Source organism: Streptomyces zhihengii, from assembly GCF_016919245.1.
In the GTDB taxonomy this organism is placed as follows: Bacteria; Actinomycetota; Actinomycetes; order Streptomycetales; family Streptomycetaceae; genus Streptomyces; species Streptomyces zhihengii.
The window spans coordinates 370,527-388,990 of sequence record NZ_JAFEJA010000003.1; the positions used below are offsets into that span (position 1 = coordinate 370,527).

The following is an 18,464-nucleotide window of genomic DNA, read 5'->3' on the forward strand; positions in this document are numbered from 1 at the left end:
GCTTAAGCGGTCACCACAGGCTTCACGATGCTGCGGCGGTCTGCTGCCGTGACGCAGGCAGCGGCGGCACCTCGCAAGGACGAGCAGCTGGTGCACGCGCTGGCAGTCGGCACCCGGCAAGGCGCCTTGTTCACCGACGACATCCGCTGCCCCGTCCACGTGGAGGACCTGGCCACAGCCCTGTGGGAGATCGCCCGCTCCGGCGCGGCCGGCGTCTTCCACCTTGCTGGTTCTGACGCCCTGAGCCGCTTCGAGCTGGGCGAGTTCATCGCCCGCCGCGACGGGCTCGACCCCGCTCGGCTGCCCTCCGCGTGCCGCTCTGTTACTAGACTGCCCGGCGGGCTCGACGTACGACTGGACAGCCGCACCACCCAGCAGCAGCTGACCACCCGCCTCCGCGGCGCCCGCGAGTTCCTGAGCCGAGCGGACCAAAGCTGATCGAGGCTGACCCTCGGGCCGGCGAGACCCGTTCACGCCGCGGCGATGGCGACTAGGCACGGCTCTTCGATCAGCCCGAAGGGCTCATCGACACCGTGAGCTTCCAGCGCATGCTCGGCATCTTGGAATTCTGTCGTTGGGCGTGGCCGCCCGCGTGAATATCGGAGCCGTCGGCGAGAAGGTCACACTGTTCGGCCGGTGGACCTGTTGCCGAGCTGAGTCGGGGAGTGGGAAGACCATGGCGGACGCGAAGGTCGACGGCCACGACACGTGGGGCACCCTGGCTGGCCTAGGGGATCGCGGTGAACGCGCGGCACGGGATGATGCTGCCGGGGGACGGCTGGTCCTGATTGTCCCTGCCGAGCCCGAGTTCGACGAGCAATATCGAGACACGCTGGTGGGAGGGACGGATCAGGGTCGGGTGCACAGTGAGGCGGGTCAGTAGGGAGCTGCGGAAGTGGTGGTTCACGTCCTGGCCGCGTTGACCTCGTTACTGTTGGCGTACCAGCTGGCGGGGGTGCGCATGGTCTGGATGCCGGAATCGCTTCCCTGCTTGGTCACCCCCATGGTTGTGCGGATCTCTGCGCTGAGGACCCCGGGAAGGCGGTGATCAAGACGCAGCCCCGGCGGAGGCCCGGCTGGCCCGGCATTCCTCAGGCACCGCGCGTCCGAACACGCCCTGCTGCCTCATCTGCTTGATCAGTGCCTCGAAGCAGGTGTTGGCATGCTCCAGTTGCTGGACGGCTGGCCTGACCAACTCGTCTGCCAAGGTGGGCACGGTGGAGCTGCTCCTGATCGGACAGGACACGGCGCGTGCTCAAGTCGGTCAGCTCCTCGCAGAGTCGTGGTGCGAGCGGTACCGGTCTGCGGCTCAGATGACATGCGCGGAGCGCAGGCGGTCAATCACGGCCGACGCGTACCCAAGCCCGCTCAGGATCCGGGCGGTGTGTTCTCCGGCGGCGGGTACAGCGCCCATGCGGGGGGTGGTACCTGACAGGTCCACGGGGGGCAGCAGAGCGGCGATTGTCCTTCCGCCGGGAATCCGTATGTCCTGCCATCGGCCGCGAGCCTCCAGTACTGGGTGTTTCAGGAAGTCCTCGATGTCGTTGACGCCGGCGGTGGCGATGCCGATCTCCTCCAGCAGTTGGGTGGCCTCCTGGCTGTCGAGCTCCGCGAACCGGGCGGTCAGGAGGACGTTGAGTTCGGCGCGGTGAGCCACCCGGTCTGACGTGGTGGCGAAGCGCTCGTCTTGGACAAGATCCGGGCGCTGCAGGAACCTCTCGCAGAGGGCAGCCCATTCACGCTCGTTCTGGACCGTGAGGAGGACATCTCTGCCGTCGGCGGCGGTGTAGGCACCGTACGGGGCGATGGTGGCGTGCTGGGTGCCGATGCTCGGGGGCTGGGCTCCACTGTGCCGGGTGTAGTACGCGGGCTGGCTCACCCACTCGGCCAGAGCCTCGAAGAGCGATACCTCGACCGCCCGGGCGATCCCCGTGGTGGCTCTCGTGAACAAGGCGGTGAGGATGCCCGTGTAGGCGTACATGCCGGCGGCGATGTCCGCGATTGACACTCCTACCCGGGCAGATCCGTGCTCGTTGCCGGTGAGCGATACCAGGCCCGTCTGGCACTGCACGAGCAGGTCGTACGCCTTGCGCTCTGCCCAGGGGCCGCTGGTGCCGTAGCCGGAGATGGAGCAGGGGATCAGCGAGGGGAAGCGGTCGGCAAGGGCCTCCGCGCCCAGCCCCATCCGTGCGGCCGCGCCAGGCGCTAGGTTCTGAACGAACACATCTGCCTCGGCGAGCAGTTGCTCCAGAACCGTCAGGCCGACGTCAGACTTGAGGTTGAGCGTCACCGACTCCTTGGAGCGGTTGAGCCATACGAAGTAGCTGGACTCGCCGTGCACGGTGGTGTCGTAGCGGCGGGCGAAGTCGCCGCCTTCTGGGCGCTCCACCTTGATCACCCGGGCGCCGAGGTCGGCCAACTGGCGTGTGGCGAAGGGTGCGGCGACTGCCTGCTCAATGCTGATGACGGTGATTCCTGCCAGCGGGAGTGGTCCGGACTGGTCAGTCATGGGATGCCTCCAGGAGGGCCGGGATTCAGCGCCAGCGGAACCATCATGGAGAGACATGTGCATATATGGGAAATAACAATTGCTGATGCGTCTATGCGTACCTCTAATAGGAATAGGCGTGAAGGGAGGTGCACGGGTGGACGTCAGACAGCTCAGAGCGATCGTCACAGTGGCTGAAGTGGGTAGCGTGACGCGGGCAGCGGAGGTGCTGCATCTGGTACAGCCAGCGGTCACCCGGCAGATCCGCACTCTGGAGCAGGAGCTCGGTGTTCCGCTCTTCGAGCGGACTGCCCAGGGAATGCGGCCCACAGAGGCCGGCGTGATCATGGTTGACCGGGCTCGGCGGGCGCTCAATGAGTTGGAGCGGGCCCGTGCCGAGGTCCAGCCGACGCTGGGGGAGGTGACCGGCATCGTCACCGTGGGGCTGCTGGACAGCACCAGCGACCTGCTGGCCGAGCCGCTGGTGACGGCCGTCGCTCGTGATCACCCCGGAGTGGTGCTGCGGTTGATGACCGCCTACTCCGGGCACCTGCAGCAGTGGCTCGACGACGGGGACCTCGATCTGGCTTTGCTGTACGACCTGGACAGCACCCCCTCGCTCAACACCAGGATCTTGGTCCGAGAGCGCCTATGGGTGGTCGCCCCGCCGTCGGCCGGTCTGCGTGCCGACGTTGCGGTGCCGCTCGCGGAAGCTGCCCGGCATCCGCTTGTCATGCCGGCTGCCGGGCATGCGCTACGCGGCCTTGTCGACGCCGCTGCTGCCCGGGCGGGCGTCGAAGTGAGGGTCGCCGTCCAGACGAACTCCCTGCGGGTGCAGAAGCAGCTTGTCCTGGCGGGCCACGGCTGGACGGTACTGCCCGGCGTGGGTATCGCCGACGATGCCGCCCTGGGGATCGTGAGCGCCGCCCCGCTGAGTGAGCCGGAAGTGTGGCGCTCGATTGTCCTGGCGGCAGCACGGTCCGGGCGTACCCCGCCTGCCGTTGTGACCGTCGCGGCCGAACTCGTGCGCCAGGTCGGCTCGGCAGTGGCTGGTGGCAGGTGGCCTTCTGCCTGGATTGAGGGAACCGAGGGGCTGGCTGGCGGCGATTGACACGGCCATGCGTCGTCGGGCATGCCCTCGCCTATAGCGTGTGTGCCCGTCGCGCCTATGCCCACATCTGATGCACGCATCATGCCTTTCTATTGTGCGAACGAGGGCGTCGGTGTTCATGATGATTCCGGGTGGGCGGCCGGATCACCTGGTCCCCCGAAACCGTTCTGCACCGCTTGGAGGCACCGTGTCCGCTGTTCCCGGTGCCCGGCCGGAAACGCCGCCACTCAGCTCGTACATCGAGTCATGGTCACCTGGACCTGTGACGGATTCGGACTCTCTGTGCAGCGGCCCGGTGGCGGCGCTGTCGGCTCTGCTGAATCTGCCTGCCCCGGTCGCTACCGCCGGTGACCCGCTCCCGCCGCTGTGGCACTGGCTCCACTTCCCGCGCTGGCCCGCTCATTGCGAACTCGGTGCCGACGGCCATCCGCTGCACGGGCGCTTCCTGCCGCCCGTTCCTCAGCGGCAGCGCATGTTGGCAGGCGGTCGCTGCGAGATCACCGAACCGCTCCGCCTCGGGGAACCTGCCGAGCGCACCAGTAGTCTGGCCGCGGTGACCAGCAAGCCGGGCCGGAGCGGCGAAATGCTCTTCGTCACCGAACGCAGAGAGTTCCGGCAGGGCGGCCGCCTGCGGCTGGTCGAGGAACAAGACGTCGTCTACCGCTCCGGGCGCGGCGCGGGACAGCACCCTCGCGTACTCGACGATTCTGCCTACCCGGATTTTGACGAACCGTGGCATCACTCGCTTCGGCCGGACCCGGCACTTCTGTTCCGCTTCAGCGCCCTGACCGCGAACGCGCACCGTATCCACTATGACGTCCCGTACTGCCGGGACGAGGAGGGCTATCCCGGGCTGGTCGTCCACGGACCCCTGCTGGCGCTGCTCATGTTCGAACTCATCCGTCTCCACGTCCCGTCCCGACAGGTGCGGAGCCTCTCCTACCGGCTTCGGATGCCGGTGTTCGCCGGCGAGCATCTTGCGGCCTGCGGGGCGCCGTCCGACGACGGTGCCGATCTCCGCGTCGCCACCCATCGGGAGGCACGGCACGCCACGGCGCAGGTGGCCTTCAGATGAGAGGCGCCATGACCGTTCACCACCGCCGTACGGGACATTGAGGTGCTGCGCGACGACATCGCCTTCGCCCGGCGACGTGGCTTGACCGGCAAGGTGTGTGCCCATCCCGCCCGACACCGTCGAGTCCTCGTGGGTTCATGCCTTCGACCGGGATTGCGGGGTGGGCGCTGCAGCCTGGACCCGAGCCCACGGCATGGCGACGCGGCGGGGTGGCAGCGGCCACCGGGGTGCTTGACCGGTGGTGGCTCCGTCGTTCGGAGATGGTGTGCGGGCTACGCCGAGAACGCAGGTTCGGCTGGCGCGCTGCCGGCAGGATCGCTGGTTGCGCACGCAGTGTCGATTGAGCTGCCTGCCGCACCGTGGGGCGAGCATGTCCGACCTATTGCTGGCCGGTCGTCCATGCTGCCGCACGCCGCTGCGCCGATTCCCATACGGGTCTGCCCGCGTGCCGGCCGCAGTGCCGGCCCGAGATCCAGCGTCGCGAAACTCAGCGCGGGATGGGGTTGCGGCCGATGAGCTGCTTGACGATCACGTTGCGCTGGATCTCGTTGGTGCCCTCGCCCACGATCATCAGTGGTGCGTCGCGGAAGTAGCGCTCGATGTCGAACTCCGACGAATACCCGTAGCCCCCGTGGATCCTCACGGCGTTGAGGGCGATCTCCATGGCCGTTTCCGAGGCGAACAGCTTCGCCATGCCTGCCTCCATGTCCACCCGGGCGCCGTCGTCGTAGCGGCGGGCTGCGAACAGAGTGAGCTGTCGGGCGGCTTCGAGCTTGGTGGCCATGTCGGCCAGGTAGTTGCCGATGGACTGGTGCTTCCAGATCGGTTTCCCGAATGATTCCCTCTCCTGCGCGTAGCGCAGTGAGTCCTCCAGCGCGGCTCGGCCCACGCCCAGGGCGCGTGCGGCTACCTGGATCCGGCCGATCTCCAGCCCCCGCATCATCTGGGCGAAGCCCTCGCCCTCAGCGGTGCCGAGCAGGGCCTGTGCGGGCACGCGCATGTTCTCGAAGACGAGCTCCGATGTCTCCACGCCCTTGTAGCCGAGTTTGTGGAGATCTCTGGAGACTGTCAGGCCCTCTCCCTTCTCGACCAGCAGAAGGGAGATGCCCTTGTGGGCTGGCTCGGCGGACGGGTCCGTCTTGCAGAGGAGGGCGACGAGGCCTGCGTGTCGGGCGTTGGAGATCCACATCTTGGAACCGTTGATGACGTATTCGTCGTCTTGGGCGTGCGCGACCGTACGCATGGCCTGGAGGTCGGATCCGCCGCCCGGTTCGGTCAGGGCCATGGTGGCGCGCAGTTCGCCCGTGGCGAGCCGCGGCAGGTATTTGTCCTTCTGCTCTTGGGTGCCGAAGTCCAGGATCAACTTGGCGACGACAGTGTGACCGCCCATGGCGCCGGACAGGCTCATCCAGCCGCGGGCCAGTTCCTCGGTGACCAGTACGTAGCACGCCGCGCTGACGCGTCCGAAACCCCACGGCTCGGGTACGGCGAGTCCGTAGATCCCGAGTTCCTTCATGCCGTCGATGAGTTTCTCCGGGTAGACGTCACCCGCTTCGAGGTCGTGCGCCACCGGTTTGACCTCGGAGTCGACGAACCGCTGGACCACACGTACGAAGTCGTACTCTTCCGTCGAGAGCACAGGCTACTCCCCTCAAGTCATACCCTGATATTGCATCATTCTGAGAATTGTCCGAATAAGGGAACTTCCTCGGGAAGTGGCCACGCGCATGCTCCTGGCTCCGTCTCTGGGTGACGGAGCCCCCCTCAGCCTGCGAGTTCCGAGGCCAGGGCGTCGTAGAAGATGGCGATTGCCTGGTCGAGCTCTTCTCGGGAGGCGATGAGCGGGGGCATCCAGCGAACGGCGGTCCCCTGAGTGCCGGCCGTTGTCAGGATGAGATGCCGTTCGAAGCAGGCTGCGACGATCCGCTGGGTGACGGCGGGGTCGGTGAACTCGATGGCCAGCATCAGCCCGAGACCACGGACATCGGCGACGGCGTCGGGGTGGGCCGCCTGGATCCTGAGCAACGCGTCGCGCAGGACCTGTGCCAGGGACCGGACGTGTTCGAGTGCACCCGGCGCGGTGAGCACGTCGATGGTGGCGAGGGCTGCGGCGCAGGCGACCGCGTTTCCGCCGTAGGTGCCGCCGTGAGAACCGGGGATCCATGACCGCATGACGGAGGCTCGCGCGCCAACGGCGCTCAGCGGCATGCCGGATGCGATGCCCTTTGCCAGGAGCATGATGTCCGGCTCGATGTCGTACTGCTCGATCGCGAACATGGTGCCTGTGCGCCCGAAGCCCGATTGGACCTCGTCGATGACGAGCAGGATCCCGTGCTCGTCACAGATCTCGCGGAGTCCGCGAAGGAACGCTGGGGGCGCGGGACGGTAGCCGCCTTCACCCTGGACGGGTTCGATCACGAATGCCGCGATGTCGGAGGGGTCGCACGTCGACTTCAGGAGCCGGCCCAGGTCGGTGAGGCACCGCTCCGTCTCCACGTCGGATGCCTGTCCGCCGGTCAGGTCCGGGAACGGGGCGATGAAGACGCCGGCGGGCAGTGGCTGGGCGTTGACCCGGTAGACCGCTTTGGATGTGGTCATCGCGGCGGTGAGATGGGTGCGGCCGTGGAACGACCCCTGGAAGACCACCACACTGGTCCGGCCGGTCGCCTGCTTCGCGAGCTTGACTCCGGCCTCGACGGCTTCCGCGCCGGAGTTGCTGAAGAAGAACTGCTCGATGGAATCCGGTGTGAGTTCGGCCAGCCGGTCGGCGAGCGGCGCCAGCAGGTCGTGCTGGTAGCAGTTGACCTGCGCGTGGATGATCCTCCCCGCCTGCCGGCGGACAGCCTCCACGACGTGGGGGTGGGAGTGGCCGGTGGAACAGACGGCGATGCCGGCGGTGAAGTCCAGGTAACGCTGTCCGTCGGACGTCTCCACCCAGGCTCCGGATCCGGAGGTGACGTCCAGCTCAGTGATCCGTCCCCATACGCCGGAGAGTGCCGAGGTCGGCGGCGTGATGTTTTGCGTGGTGGACATGGCGGCTCCTCGACGGAAAGCTGGCCCACATGTTTTATATACGATAAAGTATCGCGGTGAGGCCGACACGGTAGCATGCCCCGTGGTGGCGGTCGATCCGGCCTCCGGGATGTGAGAGATCGCTGCCTCCGACGGCGGACAACGAGATTGCGGAGTGATGGACCGACACGTGCACCTCAAGTCACGGCAACCGGCGCGCCGAGTGCTGCGAGAGGATGTCGCCGACGCCATCCGCAACGGCATCATGGTCGGTGAGCTGCGTCGGGGTAGTCGCCTTGACGTCACTGGTCTGGCCAATGACCTCGACGTGAGTCAACTCCCCGTCCGTGAGGCTCTCATCTCTCTTGCGGCGGAGGGGCTGGTCCGCGCAGTGCCTCGCCGCGGGTACTACGTCGAGGAGCTCGCCCCTGTCGACGTCCTCGATCACTACGAGATCTACGGAAAGATCTCGGGCATTGCCGCCGCGCGCGCGTCGAGGCTGCTGACAGATCAGGACATCGACGAACTGCAGGCACTCAACGACCGCATGCGCACCGTTGAGGACCAGGGCCAGCAGGAAGAACTGAACAACGAGATCCACAGCCGGATCAACCGGGCCGGCAGTTCGCGCCGACTGCGGTCGGTGCTCCGTCCCCTGGCGCACGGGATGGACGTGCGTTTCGGCGTGATCATCCCCGGGTGGCAGGCCAATGCCGCGGACGAGCACGACGCGATCATCGCTGCGCTTCGGGCGCGGGACACCGAAGCGGTCCGGTCGGCCATGGAGCACCACCTCAGCGTCAACGGCCAGCGGGCCGTCGACGCACTCACCCGTGCGGGCTTCTTCGTCACTCATGATGAGGAGGGCGCCGCGCCCTGAACCGAAGGGCCCTCATGCGCGCGGAACACTGGATCAACGGGAAGGCGACAGCGCCAACCGGATCCCGCTACCTTGCCACCTTCGACCCGATGACGACGCGTCCCTGGGCTGAGATCGCCCGGGGCGACGCACAGGACGTCGAAGCTGCCGTGCAGGCCGCGAACGACGCCCATCCGGCCTGGCTGGCCCTCGGTCCCTCCCGCCGGGCAGAGATCCTTTGGCGTATGGGCGATGTCATCGCGGACCACGCCGACGAACTCGCCGCCCTAGAATCACGCGACGCCGGCAAGGTCATCCGTGAGGTCAAGGGGCAACACCTGAGCATGCGGGCGTGGTTCCACTACTACGCCACGCTGGCACTGCACAACGAGGGCCGCTCGATTCCCCTCGACTCACCCCACATCACGGCCTATACGACGCGTGAGCCGTTCGGGGTCATCGGAGTCATCCCCGCCTTCAACTCCCCCGTCCTGCTAGGTGCGATGAGCATCGCACCGGGTCTCGCCGCGGGAAACACCGTGGTGGTCAAGTCCCCCGAGGTCAACGCTCTGTCGCTGAGCCGCGTGGCAGAACTGTCCAAGCAGGCCGGACTCCCCGACGGCTGTCTGAACGTGGTGCACGGCTACGGAGCCGAAGCCGGGGACGCACTTGTCGTGCACCCGCTCGTACGCAAGATCTTCTTCACCGGCGGGCCGGACTCGGCCAGGATCGTCACCGGACGGGCAGCTGAACACCTCAAGCCTGTCGTTACTGAACTCGGCGGCAAGTCCGCCAACATCTTCTTCCCCGACGTACGGGTCGACGACGTCGCCAACGGTGTGATCGCCGGCATCTTCGCCGCGGCGGGGCAGACGTGTGTCGCGGGCTCCCGCCTGCTGGTTCACCGGAGCATCGCCGATGAACTGGTCTCGGCGGTCGCCGCGCGGGCACGGCGAATCGTTCTCGGCGACCCGACCGATCCGTCGACCGAGATGGGCCCGATCTCGCAGGAGAAGATCCTCACGGGCGTACGGGCAGGTGTCACGGCTGCCCTGGACCAAGGCGCGGAACTGGTGGCCGGGGGACCCGACAGCCCGACCCCGGGCGGTGGCTGGTTCTACGCACCGACCGTACTGGGCGATGTCACCACCACGATGGACGTGTTCTCGCAGGAACTCTTCGGGCCGGTGCTCGCCGTGACGACCTTCGACACGGAGGAGGAAGCGGTCGCGATCGCCAACGCCACCGAGTTCGGTCTCGCCGCCGGAATCTGGACCAACGACCTCGGGCGTGCACATCGTGTGGCTCGCCAGATGGTCGCCGGCACCGCCTGGATCAACACCTACCGGGCCATGAACTTCTCGATGCCGTTCGGCGGTACCAAGGCGTCCGGCTACGGCAGGGTCAACGGCATGGACGGGTTCGCAGAGTTCACTCAGTCGAAGGCGATCTGGGTCAACACCGATCCCACCCCTGTAGGCGACCCGTTCGTGCTGCGCTAGTCGCCCCTGGCCGGTAGCGGCAGGGCGCAGTGAGTGCCCCGGGGGCCTTGTGCCCGGTCGGTATGCCCGTTACCGGCCAGGTCCACGCGGTCCTTCTGCAGGGCGGTATTGACAGCGGCCAGAGGAGGGAGGGCCTCCGGCCCCTGGTGGCGTCAGCGGTACCCCCGATCAGATCACCCCGCCTGTTGGCCTGCAGAAGTCGGACCTGCGTGCGGACCGCGATGTTTGATATCTTATCGAGATTCGTTTGCGAACGAAGGGGCCTCCCGTGATGATGTTCGCCGAGACCGTGCTTCATGAACCCGAACTGGACCTGGTGGTTCGTTCGGCCCGAGCCGAGTCCGACGGAGTCCGCTCGCTCGAACTCACCCCGGTCAACGACGGCGAGCGGCTCCCGCGCTGGACCCCCGGCGCGCACATCGACGTCATGCTGGGCACCGGGCCCAACGCTTTGGTACGGCAGTACTCGCTCTGCGGCGACACCGCGACGGTCGACAGCTGGCAGATCGCGGTTCTGAGGACAACCGACTCGCGCGGCGGCTCCCAGTACATCCACGAACGGATCCAGGTGGGAGACGTCGTCAGGGTCCGCGGGCCACGCAATCATTTCGCACTGGCCGGAAGCCCCCGGTACCTCTTCATCGCGGGCGGGATCGGAATCACCCCGATCCTTCCGATGATCACCGAGGTCGAGGCAGCAGGCGCCGACTGGCACCTGGTCTACGGAGGCCGCAACCGGGACTCGATGGCCTTCGTCGACCGGCTGGCGGCACACAGCGAGAAGGTCACCCTGGTTCCGCAGGACGAGCGGGGGCCGATCGACCTCGATGCGCTCCTGGGCACGCCCGAGCCGGACACCCTGGTCTACTGCTGTGGACCCGCCGGGCTGCTCGATGCCGTCGAAGCCAAGTGCCGCTCCTGGCCCTCATCAGCACTGCGCGTGGAACGGTTCGCGCCCGTCGCGACAGACGGCGCGGAGAACCGGGCGTTCACGGTGGTCCTGCAACGATCGGGCCTGACCCTCACCGTGCCCAGCGACAAGTCCATCTACAGCGTGTGCCGTGAGAACGACGTATCGGTGCTCGCCTCCTGTCTGGAGGGTATCTGCGGGACCTGCGAGACCGAGGTCCTGGACGGTGAGGTGGAGCACCGTGACGCGATCCTCGACGAGGACGAGCGGGCCAGCAACACCACCATGATGATCTGTGTCTCCCGTTGCCACGGCGACAAGCTCACCCTGGACCTGTGACCCGGAGGGCACGAATGAAGTCAAGCAACGGAAGCGTGACCCGTTTCCCGTTCGACGCCTGGTACGCGGTTGCACACTCGGAGGAGGTCGGCAGGTCACCGGTGGGCCGGATCGCCCACGGGGCAGGCATCGTGCTCTACCGCACGTCGGGGGGCGGCGTCGTCGCGCTCGCCGACCGGTGTGCGCACCGGCCGTACCCCCTCAGCCTCGGCAGAGTCGAGGGCGACCTGATCGTCTCCTCCTACTCCGGCTTCGCCTACGGCCCCGACGGGCGCGTTGTCTCGGTGCCGACGCAGCAGCAGGTGCCTGTCGGCGCCGCCGTACGCGCCTACCCGTCCGTGGAGTACGCCGGCCTGCTGTGGGTCTGGACCGGCAATCCAGGTCTCGCGGAGCGGCGCCCGCTCACGGCCCTGCCGTGGCTGACCGAGCCGGGCTGGACGACTTTTGGCGCCGACTGGGAGACCGCTGCTTCCGGCGGCCTGCTCCAGGACAATTTCGCTGACATCACGCACGTGCCCCATCTGCACCCGGTGCTCTCGCCGCCGGTGCTGCGGCGCACACCGCCCAGGCTCCATGTCGAGGTGAGCGAGCAACAAGTGCGCTTCTGGCGTGACTTCCCCGCTGCACACTTGCAGACCTGGCAGAGCGAAGCCACCGGCCTGTCCGCCGAGGCCGAGTTCGAACAACATGAGGAGGGCCTTTTCGCCAGCCCCGGCCTGTGGACGGACCGCTGGGACGTGCTGACCTCTCACGGCCCCAAGACCATGCACTTCACGCATGCGATCACGCCCGTCGACGACCGTCGTACACAACACTTCTGGACGGTCAGCCGCAATTTCGCTTTGGACCGCGAAACCACCGGCATTCTGCGGCCGCTGCTCGAGGGCTACTACCGCACAGTCAAGGAAGCTCTCGAAGTGATGCAGACGCTCATCGACCGCGAAGGCCCTGCCAAAGAGGTAAGTGTGCGCGCCGATGCCGCCATGCTGGAGGTGCGACGGGTCATGCGCCGGCTCCTCAAGGAAGACACGACGCGATGAGCGACTACAGAATCGTCAATCCCGCGACCGGCGAGAGCGAGGCGCCGCATCCGCAGGCGAGCGCCGAGGACATCGAGTCCGCTCTCGCCTCGGCAACGGACGCATTCCACGCCTGGCGCCGCACCTCGATCGCCGAACGCCAGGATTTGCTGCGCCGGTTGGCGTACCTGCACGAGGAGCGGGCGCCGGAGCTGGCAGCTGTCATGGCCAGAGAGATGGGCAAGCCAGTGCGTTCCGGCCGCGGCGAGATCGGTCTGTGTGCCGAGATCTTCCGCTATTACGCGGATCACGCAGAGGAGTTCCTTGCAGACGAGGTCCTCCCGCAGCAGGACGGCTCCACGGCCCTTCTCCGCACGGCTCCGCTAGGGCCCCTTCTGGGCATCATGCCGTGGAACTACCCCTACTATCAGGTGGCCCGTTTTGCGGCGCCGAACCTGCTCCTCGGCAACGTCATCCTCCTCAAGCACGCCCCTCAGTGCCCCGAGTCGGCACTGAGGATGGCGGCCATGTTCGCCGACGCGGGCCTGTTGTCCGGCGGCTACACCAACCTGTTTGTGGACAATGACCAGGCCGCGAGGATCATTGCTGATCCTCGCGTTCAGGGGGTGTCGCTGACCGGATCGGAGCGCGCCGGCGCCAGCGTCGCCGAGGTGGCGGGACGCCATGTGAAAAAGGTCGTGCTCGAGCTCGGGGGATCGGACCCCTTCATCGTCTTGGACACCGACGACCTCGAAGGCCTGGTGGCCGAGGCGATTGTGGGCCGTATGGGCAACTGCGGGCAGGCATGCAACGCAGCCAAGCGGTTTGTGGTCCTCGCCGAGGTCTACGACGCGTTCGTGGAGCGGTTCGCGGAGGGCGTGGCGGCGATCCGGGTGGGCGATCCGCTGGACGAGGGCACCACGATGGGGCCATTGTCCTCTTTTGCCGCGCGGGACGAGGTTGCCGCGCAGGTGGATGATGCCCTGGCGAAGGGAGCGGTGGCGATGGCGGGGGGCGGCATCGTCCCCGGGCCCGGAGCATACTTCCAGCCGACTGTGCTGACCGGAGTTGGGCCGGGTATGCGCGCTTGGGGCGAGGAGATCTTCGGTCCTGTTGCTGTGGTTCACAAGGTGGCCGATACAGCCGAAGCGATCCGGGTCGCCAATGACTCCCCCTACGGTCTGTCGGCGTCCGTGCACACGACCGATCCGGATAGAGCTCTGGAGCTGGTGGATCTCCTTGACGCCGGAATGGTGTACATCAATGAGTCGCCGTCGACGGCAGCTGACCTGCCCTTCGGTGGTGTCAAGCGCAGTGGCTACGGCCGTGAGCTGGGCCGTCTGGGCATCCTTGAGTTCGCCAACCGCAAGCTGATCAAGCTACGCAAGTAGCCGAACCTGTGTGAAGTCCAGGGGTGTTTCGTGGGACCCACCCCCGGGCCGTGTAAGCCTGGGGCGGGGGAGACCCCGCGGCAGCCCACTGTTCTCCTGCGGTTGGGTCTCGAAGAGGCGAGCGTGCGGTCCGGGGGTTCCTCAAGGGGCTATAGGGCCTGTCCGATGGGTCAACAAGAGGGATGCCCATCCAGGCCGCCATGAGCGCTTTAATGCCCAGGTGGTGAACTGGACACAGATGCACGACTGCTACGGGGACGTCGATCGAGTCCCCGCGCTTCTGGAACAGGTGGAGCTGAAGGACGACGCCGAAGCATGGAAGGAGCTGGGATACCGGCTAGTCCTCGAACACGACCTCGTCTTCCCCGCCAGCTTTGCCGCCTTGCCGCGCCTGATGTGTCTTGCCTCCAGGAGCGCACGGGCGCGTGGACTGGCTGGAACGATCCTGCGGCGCGCGGCAGGACACCATGGCTGCGATGATCTGCTGGGGGACTGCGCCGACGAGATCCCCGGGTTCCGTGAGTTGCTGGACCGGTACCTGCAATCGCGGCCGGTCGACTACCTCCCGGCCTTCCTCGATTCGCTCGCGGCCATGGAGGAGTACCACTGGAGTGCCGCCCTGGGGGACTTCACGGACGACTTCTACCACCTGGAGTGCCCCCACTGCGCCGTGGAAGTGACGATCGCCATCGGGGACCACGGGCGCTATTCAGCGATCCGGGACTGGAACCTGGGCGATGTGGACCGCCGTGACCTATGGCCGGCGCCCTCCGAGGCGCTCTTTGGGACCGGCCGGTGGATGTACGAGACTGCCGTCCGTGACGGGCGAGAGGCACTCGCTGACGGAATCGCCTACCTCTTCGGCAAGGCTGAATGCCCACGCTGTGCCAGCGTGTTCGACATCGCGGACGAGTACACATCCGCCAACCGACCCGTCCTGCGGTAGGCCAGGGTGGGTCGGAAGCAGGCGAGAAGGAGCTCAGGAGCGGAGCCAGAGCCGGATCGCGGTGACGGTTACCGTGCCGTGGAAGACGTAAGCCCGTTTGTCGAATCGAGTGGCCACGGCACGGAAGCCCTTGAGGGCGTTGATCGTGCGCTCGACCTCGTTCCTGCGGGTATACCAGGCCCGGTCGAAGCCGGTGGGCCGCCCGCCCCTGCTACCGCGGGTTTGCCGGTGGGCCTGCTGGTCGCGGCGCTCGGGGATGGTGTGCCAGATCTGTCTGCGTCGCAGATAGCGGCGGTTGAGGCGGGAGCTGTGCCTTGTCGCCGCTGAGATGCTCCGGCCGAGTGCGAGGACGCTCGCCGGCCCAGCGCGGCACGCGGACGCGCTCCAGTACCGGGATCATCTGCGGTCCATCGCCTGCCTGCCCCGGTGTGATCAGCACGGCCAGCGGACGCCGTCCGCCTTCACCTACCAAATGGATCTTCGTGGTCAGTCCTCCTCGGGAACGGCCCAGCCCTTCGTCGTCCCGATGATGAGCGGGCCGACTTCGCCTGCCGGGGACGCGTGGAGGCTGCTTGCGTGCACCGGCCGCATGCTGATGTGCCCGGCAGACCGTCGAGTCCACCCCCGCCATCGTCCAGTCGAGACGGCCCTCGCTATCGGCATCGGCTTGGACGGCCTGCAGGATCTTGTCCCAGGTACCGTCCGCCGACCACCTGCGGTGCCTGTCATGCACCGTCTTCCACTTGCCGAATCGCATGGGCAGGTCCCGCCATGGGATGCCGGTCCGTTGCCGGAAGAGAATGCCGTTGATCACCACCCGGTGGCTCTTCCACCGCCCGCCTCGGCCTGCGCTCTTCGGCAGGTGTGCGGTTCCAGCCGGGCCCACTCCGCATCTGTCAGATCACCCCGCCTCACAACGAACGGAACGATTCACCAGTCAGCCTGTCACGCGACCCATCGGACAGGCCCTAGCCGCGCTGGGGTAAGCCTTCCAGGTGTGTCCGGCGGCTTGCTCCTTCACCCCGCTGTGGTCGAAGCGATGCGGCCGGGGATGGCTCCGCGGCGGCCACAGAGGCGCCCGCGGGCCGCAGACAACTCAGCAGGTCACCCCACTTCACCGGGGTTTACCTTGCTCATGATGCGGCCCTGAGACGTCGAGGCGAGGTACGGTGTCGCTGTCAATCGCCCTGCACTCTCTGTGGGATCAGCTCACGAACTCCCTCAGCATCTCGTCGCTGGGGCGCCGTTTGGCAGTGATAGTGCTGTAGAGCATGGCGGCGACGAACACGATCAGCGGGGACAGCGCGAGTGCCCAGCCGGTGGCCGACATATGCCATGCCGCCAGGCTGGTGCCGGCCGTGCCGCTGATGAGTCCGAACCGGCTCAGCAGCAGGTAGAGGATCCAGATCATGGCGACCAGGCTCAGGGCGGGGGCGATGAGCACGTTCCACGTCCGGGAGTCTTCGCCGGTCCGCCTGAAGTAGACGATGACGGCGATGCTCACAATGGCCTGTACGAAGGTGAGCGCCACGATCGCGGTGATCGCGAACCAGTAGAAGAGGTTGATGACCGGGTCCAGCCCGAGCAGGGCGAAGGCCGCGATCACGAGGACGGCCACCGCTGTCTGGAGGAACGATGCGTTGGCCGGGACTCCGCGGCCGTTGGCCCGGCCGAAGGCCTGCGGCAGCAGCTGGGCGCGTCCCATCGCGAAGAAGTAGCGTGTGGCGGAGTTGTGGAAGGCGAGGACGCATGCGAAGGCGCTGCTGATCAGCAGCCACTTCATCAGTTCGGGCAGCCATGAGCCGACGTATACGTCAGCTATGTGGAAGAGCACCTGCGAGGGGTCGGCGAGGGGGACGTTGTCGACCGTGGTCAGCCGCAGAGTCTCGTCGGCCACGTGGGCGTGCCCGATTCCGCTCACCATGCCGAACGACACGACCGCGAAGAGTCCCGTGATGATGCCGACGGCGAGGTAGGTGGCTCGTGGAACGGTGCGTCTGGGGTTCCGTGACTCTTCGCCGTAGATGGCGGTTGCCTCGAAGCCGATGAAGCCGGCGAACGCGAAGGCGAAGGCGATGCCGGGTGCGCCGTTCATGATCGCCGATGGACTGAACGATGCGCCCATGTCGATGCCGTCGGGGCCGCCGCCTCGGGCGAAGACCGCGATTGCGGTGAGCACCATGGAGCCGACTTCGAGGACCAGGAGGAGCCCGAGGAGCTTGGCTCCGAATTCGACGTGTAGGAGGCCGAGTACCTGGACAAGGGCTACCGCGATCAGGGACCACGCCCACCATGGCACGGACGAGGGGAACGTCCCGGCGAGGATGGCGCCCAGGTAGCCGTACACGGCGGTCTGTACAAGGCAGTAGGACATCACGGTGACGAAGGCGGACGACACGCCCCATCGGATGCCCAGGCCTCGTCCGATGTAGGCGAAGAAGGCGCCAGTGTGCACCACGTGATTGCTCATAGCGGCGTATCCGACGGAGAACAGGGCGAATATCAGGCCGGCGACGAGGAATGTCCCTGGGGCGGCGGCGCCGTTGCCGATCACGAGGATGCTGGGTACCAGCCCCGTCATGCCCGCGATCGGCGCGGCGGCTGCGATGACGAAGAAGCAGATTCCGAAGACCCCGATGGCATTCTTGGTGAGCGAGGAGCCGGACGACTTCGCGGGTTCCGCTGTTGCGTCGGCCTGTGACTGGCTCATGGGTTCCTCCCAGGGGAGATGGTGAGGTGGCGCGATTCCCGGAGTACCGGGCCGGGCGCGCACGTCGTCACGCGATGGTGAGGACGATGCGGCCCCGTGACTGACCGGAGCGCAGCAACTCGTGCGCCCGGTTCGCCTGGTCGAGCGGAAGGTGCTCGACTACGTGACGCAGCGGCTCGCGCTGTGCCAGGTCGAGCAGGGCCCGCAAGTCAGCGGGACTTCCCCAGATACTTGTCGTCAGCCAGGCTTCACTGGGCAGACGGCCGAGGCCGAAAGGGACGGCTCCTCCGAACAGGCCCACCAGCACGACGACTCCTCCACGCCGTACGGCCATCACGGCGGATTGCAGCGTCGATTCGGCGCCGACGAAGTCGATCACGGAGTCGTACGGTTCCCCGCCGATGTCGTCCGGAGCCAGCGTTACGTCGGCTCCCAGCTCCCGCGCGACGGCGAGCCTGGCCGGCAGGGGATCGGTCACGGTCACGTGTGCGCCTGTGCTCCGGGTGAGGAACTGAACGGCGTACTGTCCGAGGCCCCCCGCGCCGATCACGAGTGCCCGTGCCCGGCGGCCGGACTCCCACCGGGAGGTGGCTCGCCGCACGGCGCGGAAGGCGGTCAGCCCGCCGCACGCCAGAGGTGCGACTTGGAGGGGGTCGAGGCCTTCTATCGGGATCAGGTAGTCCCGCTGCGGCACGAGCATCTTCTCGGCGTAGCCGCCGTTGTCAAGGACTCCCGCTTCATGACTGTCCGGACAGGTCATCTCTTTGCCCGATGAGCACTCCCGACATTCGGGACGGCGACAGCCCCATGGAGCATAGACCATGACCGGTCCGATCCGGTTGTCTACGCCCACCACTTCGTGACCCAAGATGATCGGCGTCCGACCGATGTGCCCATCAGCTACGTGGAGGTCTGAATGGCAGACCCCGCACCCGAGGACATCGATCACGGCCTCGTTGGGGGAGGTGGCCACCGGGTCGGCCACCTCGCACTCGACAAGTCGTTCCCCCGGACCTGTAAGGAGCATTGTCCGCATAGGGAGGCCTCTCTCGTTGACCCTTGCCAATCACCCATTCCGGACACTATATAACTGATAGACGAT

Annotated in this window: 15 protein-coding genes and 1 pseudogene; 9 read left to right on the forward strand and 7 right to left on the reverse strand. The window is 66.9% G+C overall.

From position 1 onward, the window contains the following. The first annotated feature begins 48 nt into the window (after positions 1-48). The gene (locus tag JE024_RS39435; RefSeq protein WP_372449918.1) at positions 49-438 is read left to right on the forward strand and encodes a sugar nucleotide-binding protein; all 390 of its coding nucleotides are present in this window, start codon (positions 49-51) and stop codon (positions 436-438) included. Positions 439-1,048: 610 nt separating this feature from the next. On the opposite strand, the gene JE024_RS42515 is transcribed toward JE024_RS39435, so the two are convergent. Together JE024_RS42515 and JE024_RS39440 are read right to left on the reverse strand one after the other, a co-directional pair. Next, on the reverse strand, positions 1,049-1,246 hold the full coding sequence (locus tag JE024_RS42515) for an acyl-CoA dehydrogenase family protein (protein ID WP_372449919.1): 198 nt from the start codon (positions 1,244-1,246) through the stop codon (positions 1,049-1,051). Between the two features lie 63 nt (positions 1,247-1,309). Beyond that, the gene (locus JE024_RS39440; RefSeq protein WP_205378769.1) at positions 1,310-2,509 is read right to left on the reverse strand and encodes a CaiB/BaiF CoA transferase family protein; all 1,200 of its coding nucleotides are present in this window, start codon (positions 2,507-2,509) and stop codon (positions 1,310-1,312) included. Positions 2,510-2,645: 136 nt separating this feature from the next. Here JE024_RS39440 and JE024_RS39445 point away from each other — a divergent pair, with 136 nt between their 5' ends. Together JE024_RS39445 and JE024_RS39450 are read left to right on the forward strand one after the other, a co-directional pair. Next, a complete protein-coding gene (locus tag JE024_RS39445; protein WP_205378770.1) occupies positions 2,646-3,599 on the forward strand; it encodes a LysR family transcriptional regulator in 954 nt (317 codons plus the stop codon). 262 nt (positions 3,600-3,861) lie between these two features. Then, a complete protein-coding gene (locus JE024_RS39450) occupies positions 3,862-4,674 on the forward strand; it encodes an HTD2 family dehydratase (protein WP_244883733.1) in 813 nt (270 codons plus the stop codon). A 487-nt stretch (positions 4,675-5,161) separates the two neighbouring features. Here JE024_RS39450 and JE024_RS39455 read toward each other — a convergent pair whose 3' ends face one another. Both JE024_RS39455 and JE024_RS39460 read right to left on the reverse strand, forming a co-directional pair. Next, a complete protein-coding gene (locus JE024_RS39455) occupies positions 5,162-6,313 on the reverse strand; it encodes an acyl-CoA dehydrogenase family protein (RefSeq protein ID WP_205378771.1) in 1,152 nt (383 codons plus the stop codon). Between the two features lie 125 nt (positions 6,314-6,438). Further along, positions 6,439-7,707 (reverse strand): aspartate aminotransferase family protein, encoded by a 1,269-nt coding sequence (locus JE024_RS39460; protein WP_205378772.1) that lies wholly within the window; start codon positions 7,705-7,707, stop codon positions 6,439-6,441. A 169-nt stretch (positions 7,708-7,876) separates the two neighbouring features. Here JE024_RS39460 and JE024_RS39465 point away from each other — a divergent pair, with 169 nt between their 5' ends. The 6 genes from JE024_RS39465 (at position 7,877) to JE024_RS39490 (ending at position 14,652) form a co-directional block, all read left to right on the forward strand. Then, positions 7,877-8,566: a GntR family transcriptional regulator gene (locus tag JE024_RS39465; protein WP_205378773.1), complete on the forward strand. Its 690-nt coding sequence runs from the start codon at positions 7,877-7,879 to the stop codon at positions 8,564-8,566. 14 nt (positions 8,567-8,580) lie between these two features. Beyond that, positions 8,581-10,047 (forward strand): aldehyde dehydrogenase family protein, encoded by a 1,467-nt coding sequence (locus tag JE024_RS39470; protein WP_280521598.1) that lies wholly within the window; start codon positions 8,581-8,583, stop codon positions 10,045-10,047. Between the two features lie 271 nt (positions 10,048-10,318). Next, positions 10,319-11,296 carry a PDR/VanB family oxidoreductase gene (locus JE024_RS39475; RefSeq protein ID WP_244883787.1) on the forward strand — a complete coding sequence of 326 codons (978 nt, stop codon included), beginning with the start codon at positions 10,319-10,321 and terminating at the stop codon, positions 11,294-11,296. Between the two features lie 35 nt (positions 11,297-11,331). After that, positions 11,332-12,336 carry an aromatic ring-hydroxylating oxygenase subunit alpha gene (locus JE024_RS39480; protein WP_205378775.1) on the forward strand — a complete coding sequence of 335 codons (1,005 nt, stop codon included), beginning with the start codon at positions 11,332-11,334 and terminating at the stop codon, positions 12,334-12,336. Beyond that, the gene (locus tag JE024_RS39485) at positions 12,333-13,706 is read left to right on the forward strand and encodes an NAD-dependent succinate-semialdehyde dehydrogenase (RefSeq protein WP_205378776.1); all 1,374 of its coding nucleotides are present in this window, start codon (positions 12,333-12,335) and stop codon (positions 13,704-13,706) included. Before JE024_RS39480 ends, JE024_RS39485 begins: the two co-directional genes overlap by 4 nt. Positions 13,707-13,926: 220 nt before the next feature. Beyond that, positions 13,927-14,652, forward strand: a complete 726-nt coding sequence (locus JE024_RS39490; protein ID WP_205378777.1) for a hypothetical protein — start codon at positions 13,927-13,929, stop codon at positions 14,650-14,652. 33 nt (positions 14,653-14,685) lie between these two features. Here JE024_RS39490 and JE024_RS39495 read toward each other — a convergent pair. From JE024_RS39495 to JE024_RS39505, 3 genes and pseudogenes are all read right to left on the reverse strand, one after another. Then, a pseudogene (locus tag JE024_RS39495) lies at positions 14,686-15,567 on the reverse strand (IS5 family transposase). 289 nt (positions 15,568-15,856) lie between these two features. Next, the gene (locus JE024_RS39500; protein WP_205378778.1) at positions 15,857-17,362 is read right to left on the reverse strand and encodes an APC family permease; all 1,506 of its coding nucleotides are present in this window, start codon (positions 17,360-17,362) and stop codon (positions 15,857-15,859) included. Between the two features lie 67 nt (positions 17,363-17,429). Further along, positions 17,430-18,335, reverse strand: coding sequence for an alcohol dehydrogenase catalytic domain-containing protein (locus JE024_RS39505; protein ID WP_205378779.1), 906 nt, complete (start codon positions 18,333-18,335; stop codon positions 17,430-17,432). Positions 18,336-18,464: the final 129 nt, after the last annotated feature.

Coding starts and splice junctions, on each gene's coding strand:
- JE024_RS39440 (WP_205378769.1), bottom strand. CDS start 2,509: ATGACTGACCAGTCCGGACCACTCCCGCTGGCAGGAATCACCGTCATC.
- JE024_RS39485 (WP_205378776.1), top strand. CDS start 12,333: ATGAGCGACTACAGAATCGTCAATCCCGCGACCGGCGAGAGCGAGGCG.
- JE024_RS39475 (WP_244883787.1), top strand. CDS start 10,319: ATGATGTTCGCCGAGACCGTGCTTCATGAACCCGAACTGGACCTGGTG.
- JE024_RS39500 (WP_205378778.1), bottom strand. CDS start 17,362: ATGAGCCAGTCACAGGCCGACGCAACAGCGGAACCCGCGAAGTCGTCC.
- JE024_RS39460 (WP_205378772.1), bottom strand. CDS start 7,707: ATGTCCACCACGCAAAACATCACGCCGCCGACCTCGGCACTCTCCGGC.
- JE024_RS39470 (WP_280521598.1), top strand. CDS start 8,581: ATGCGCGCGGAACACTGGATCAACGGGAAGGCGACAGCGCCAACCGGA.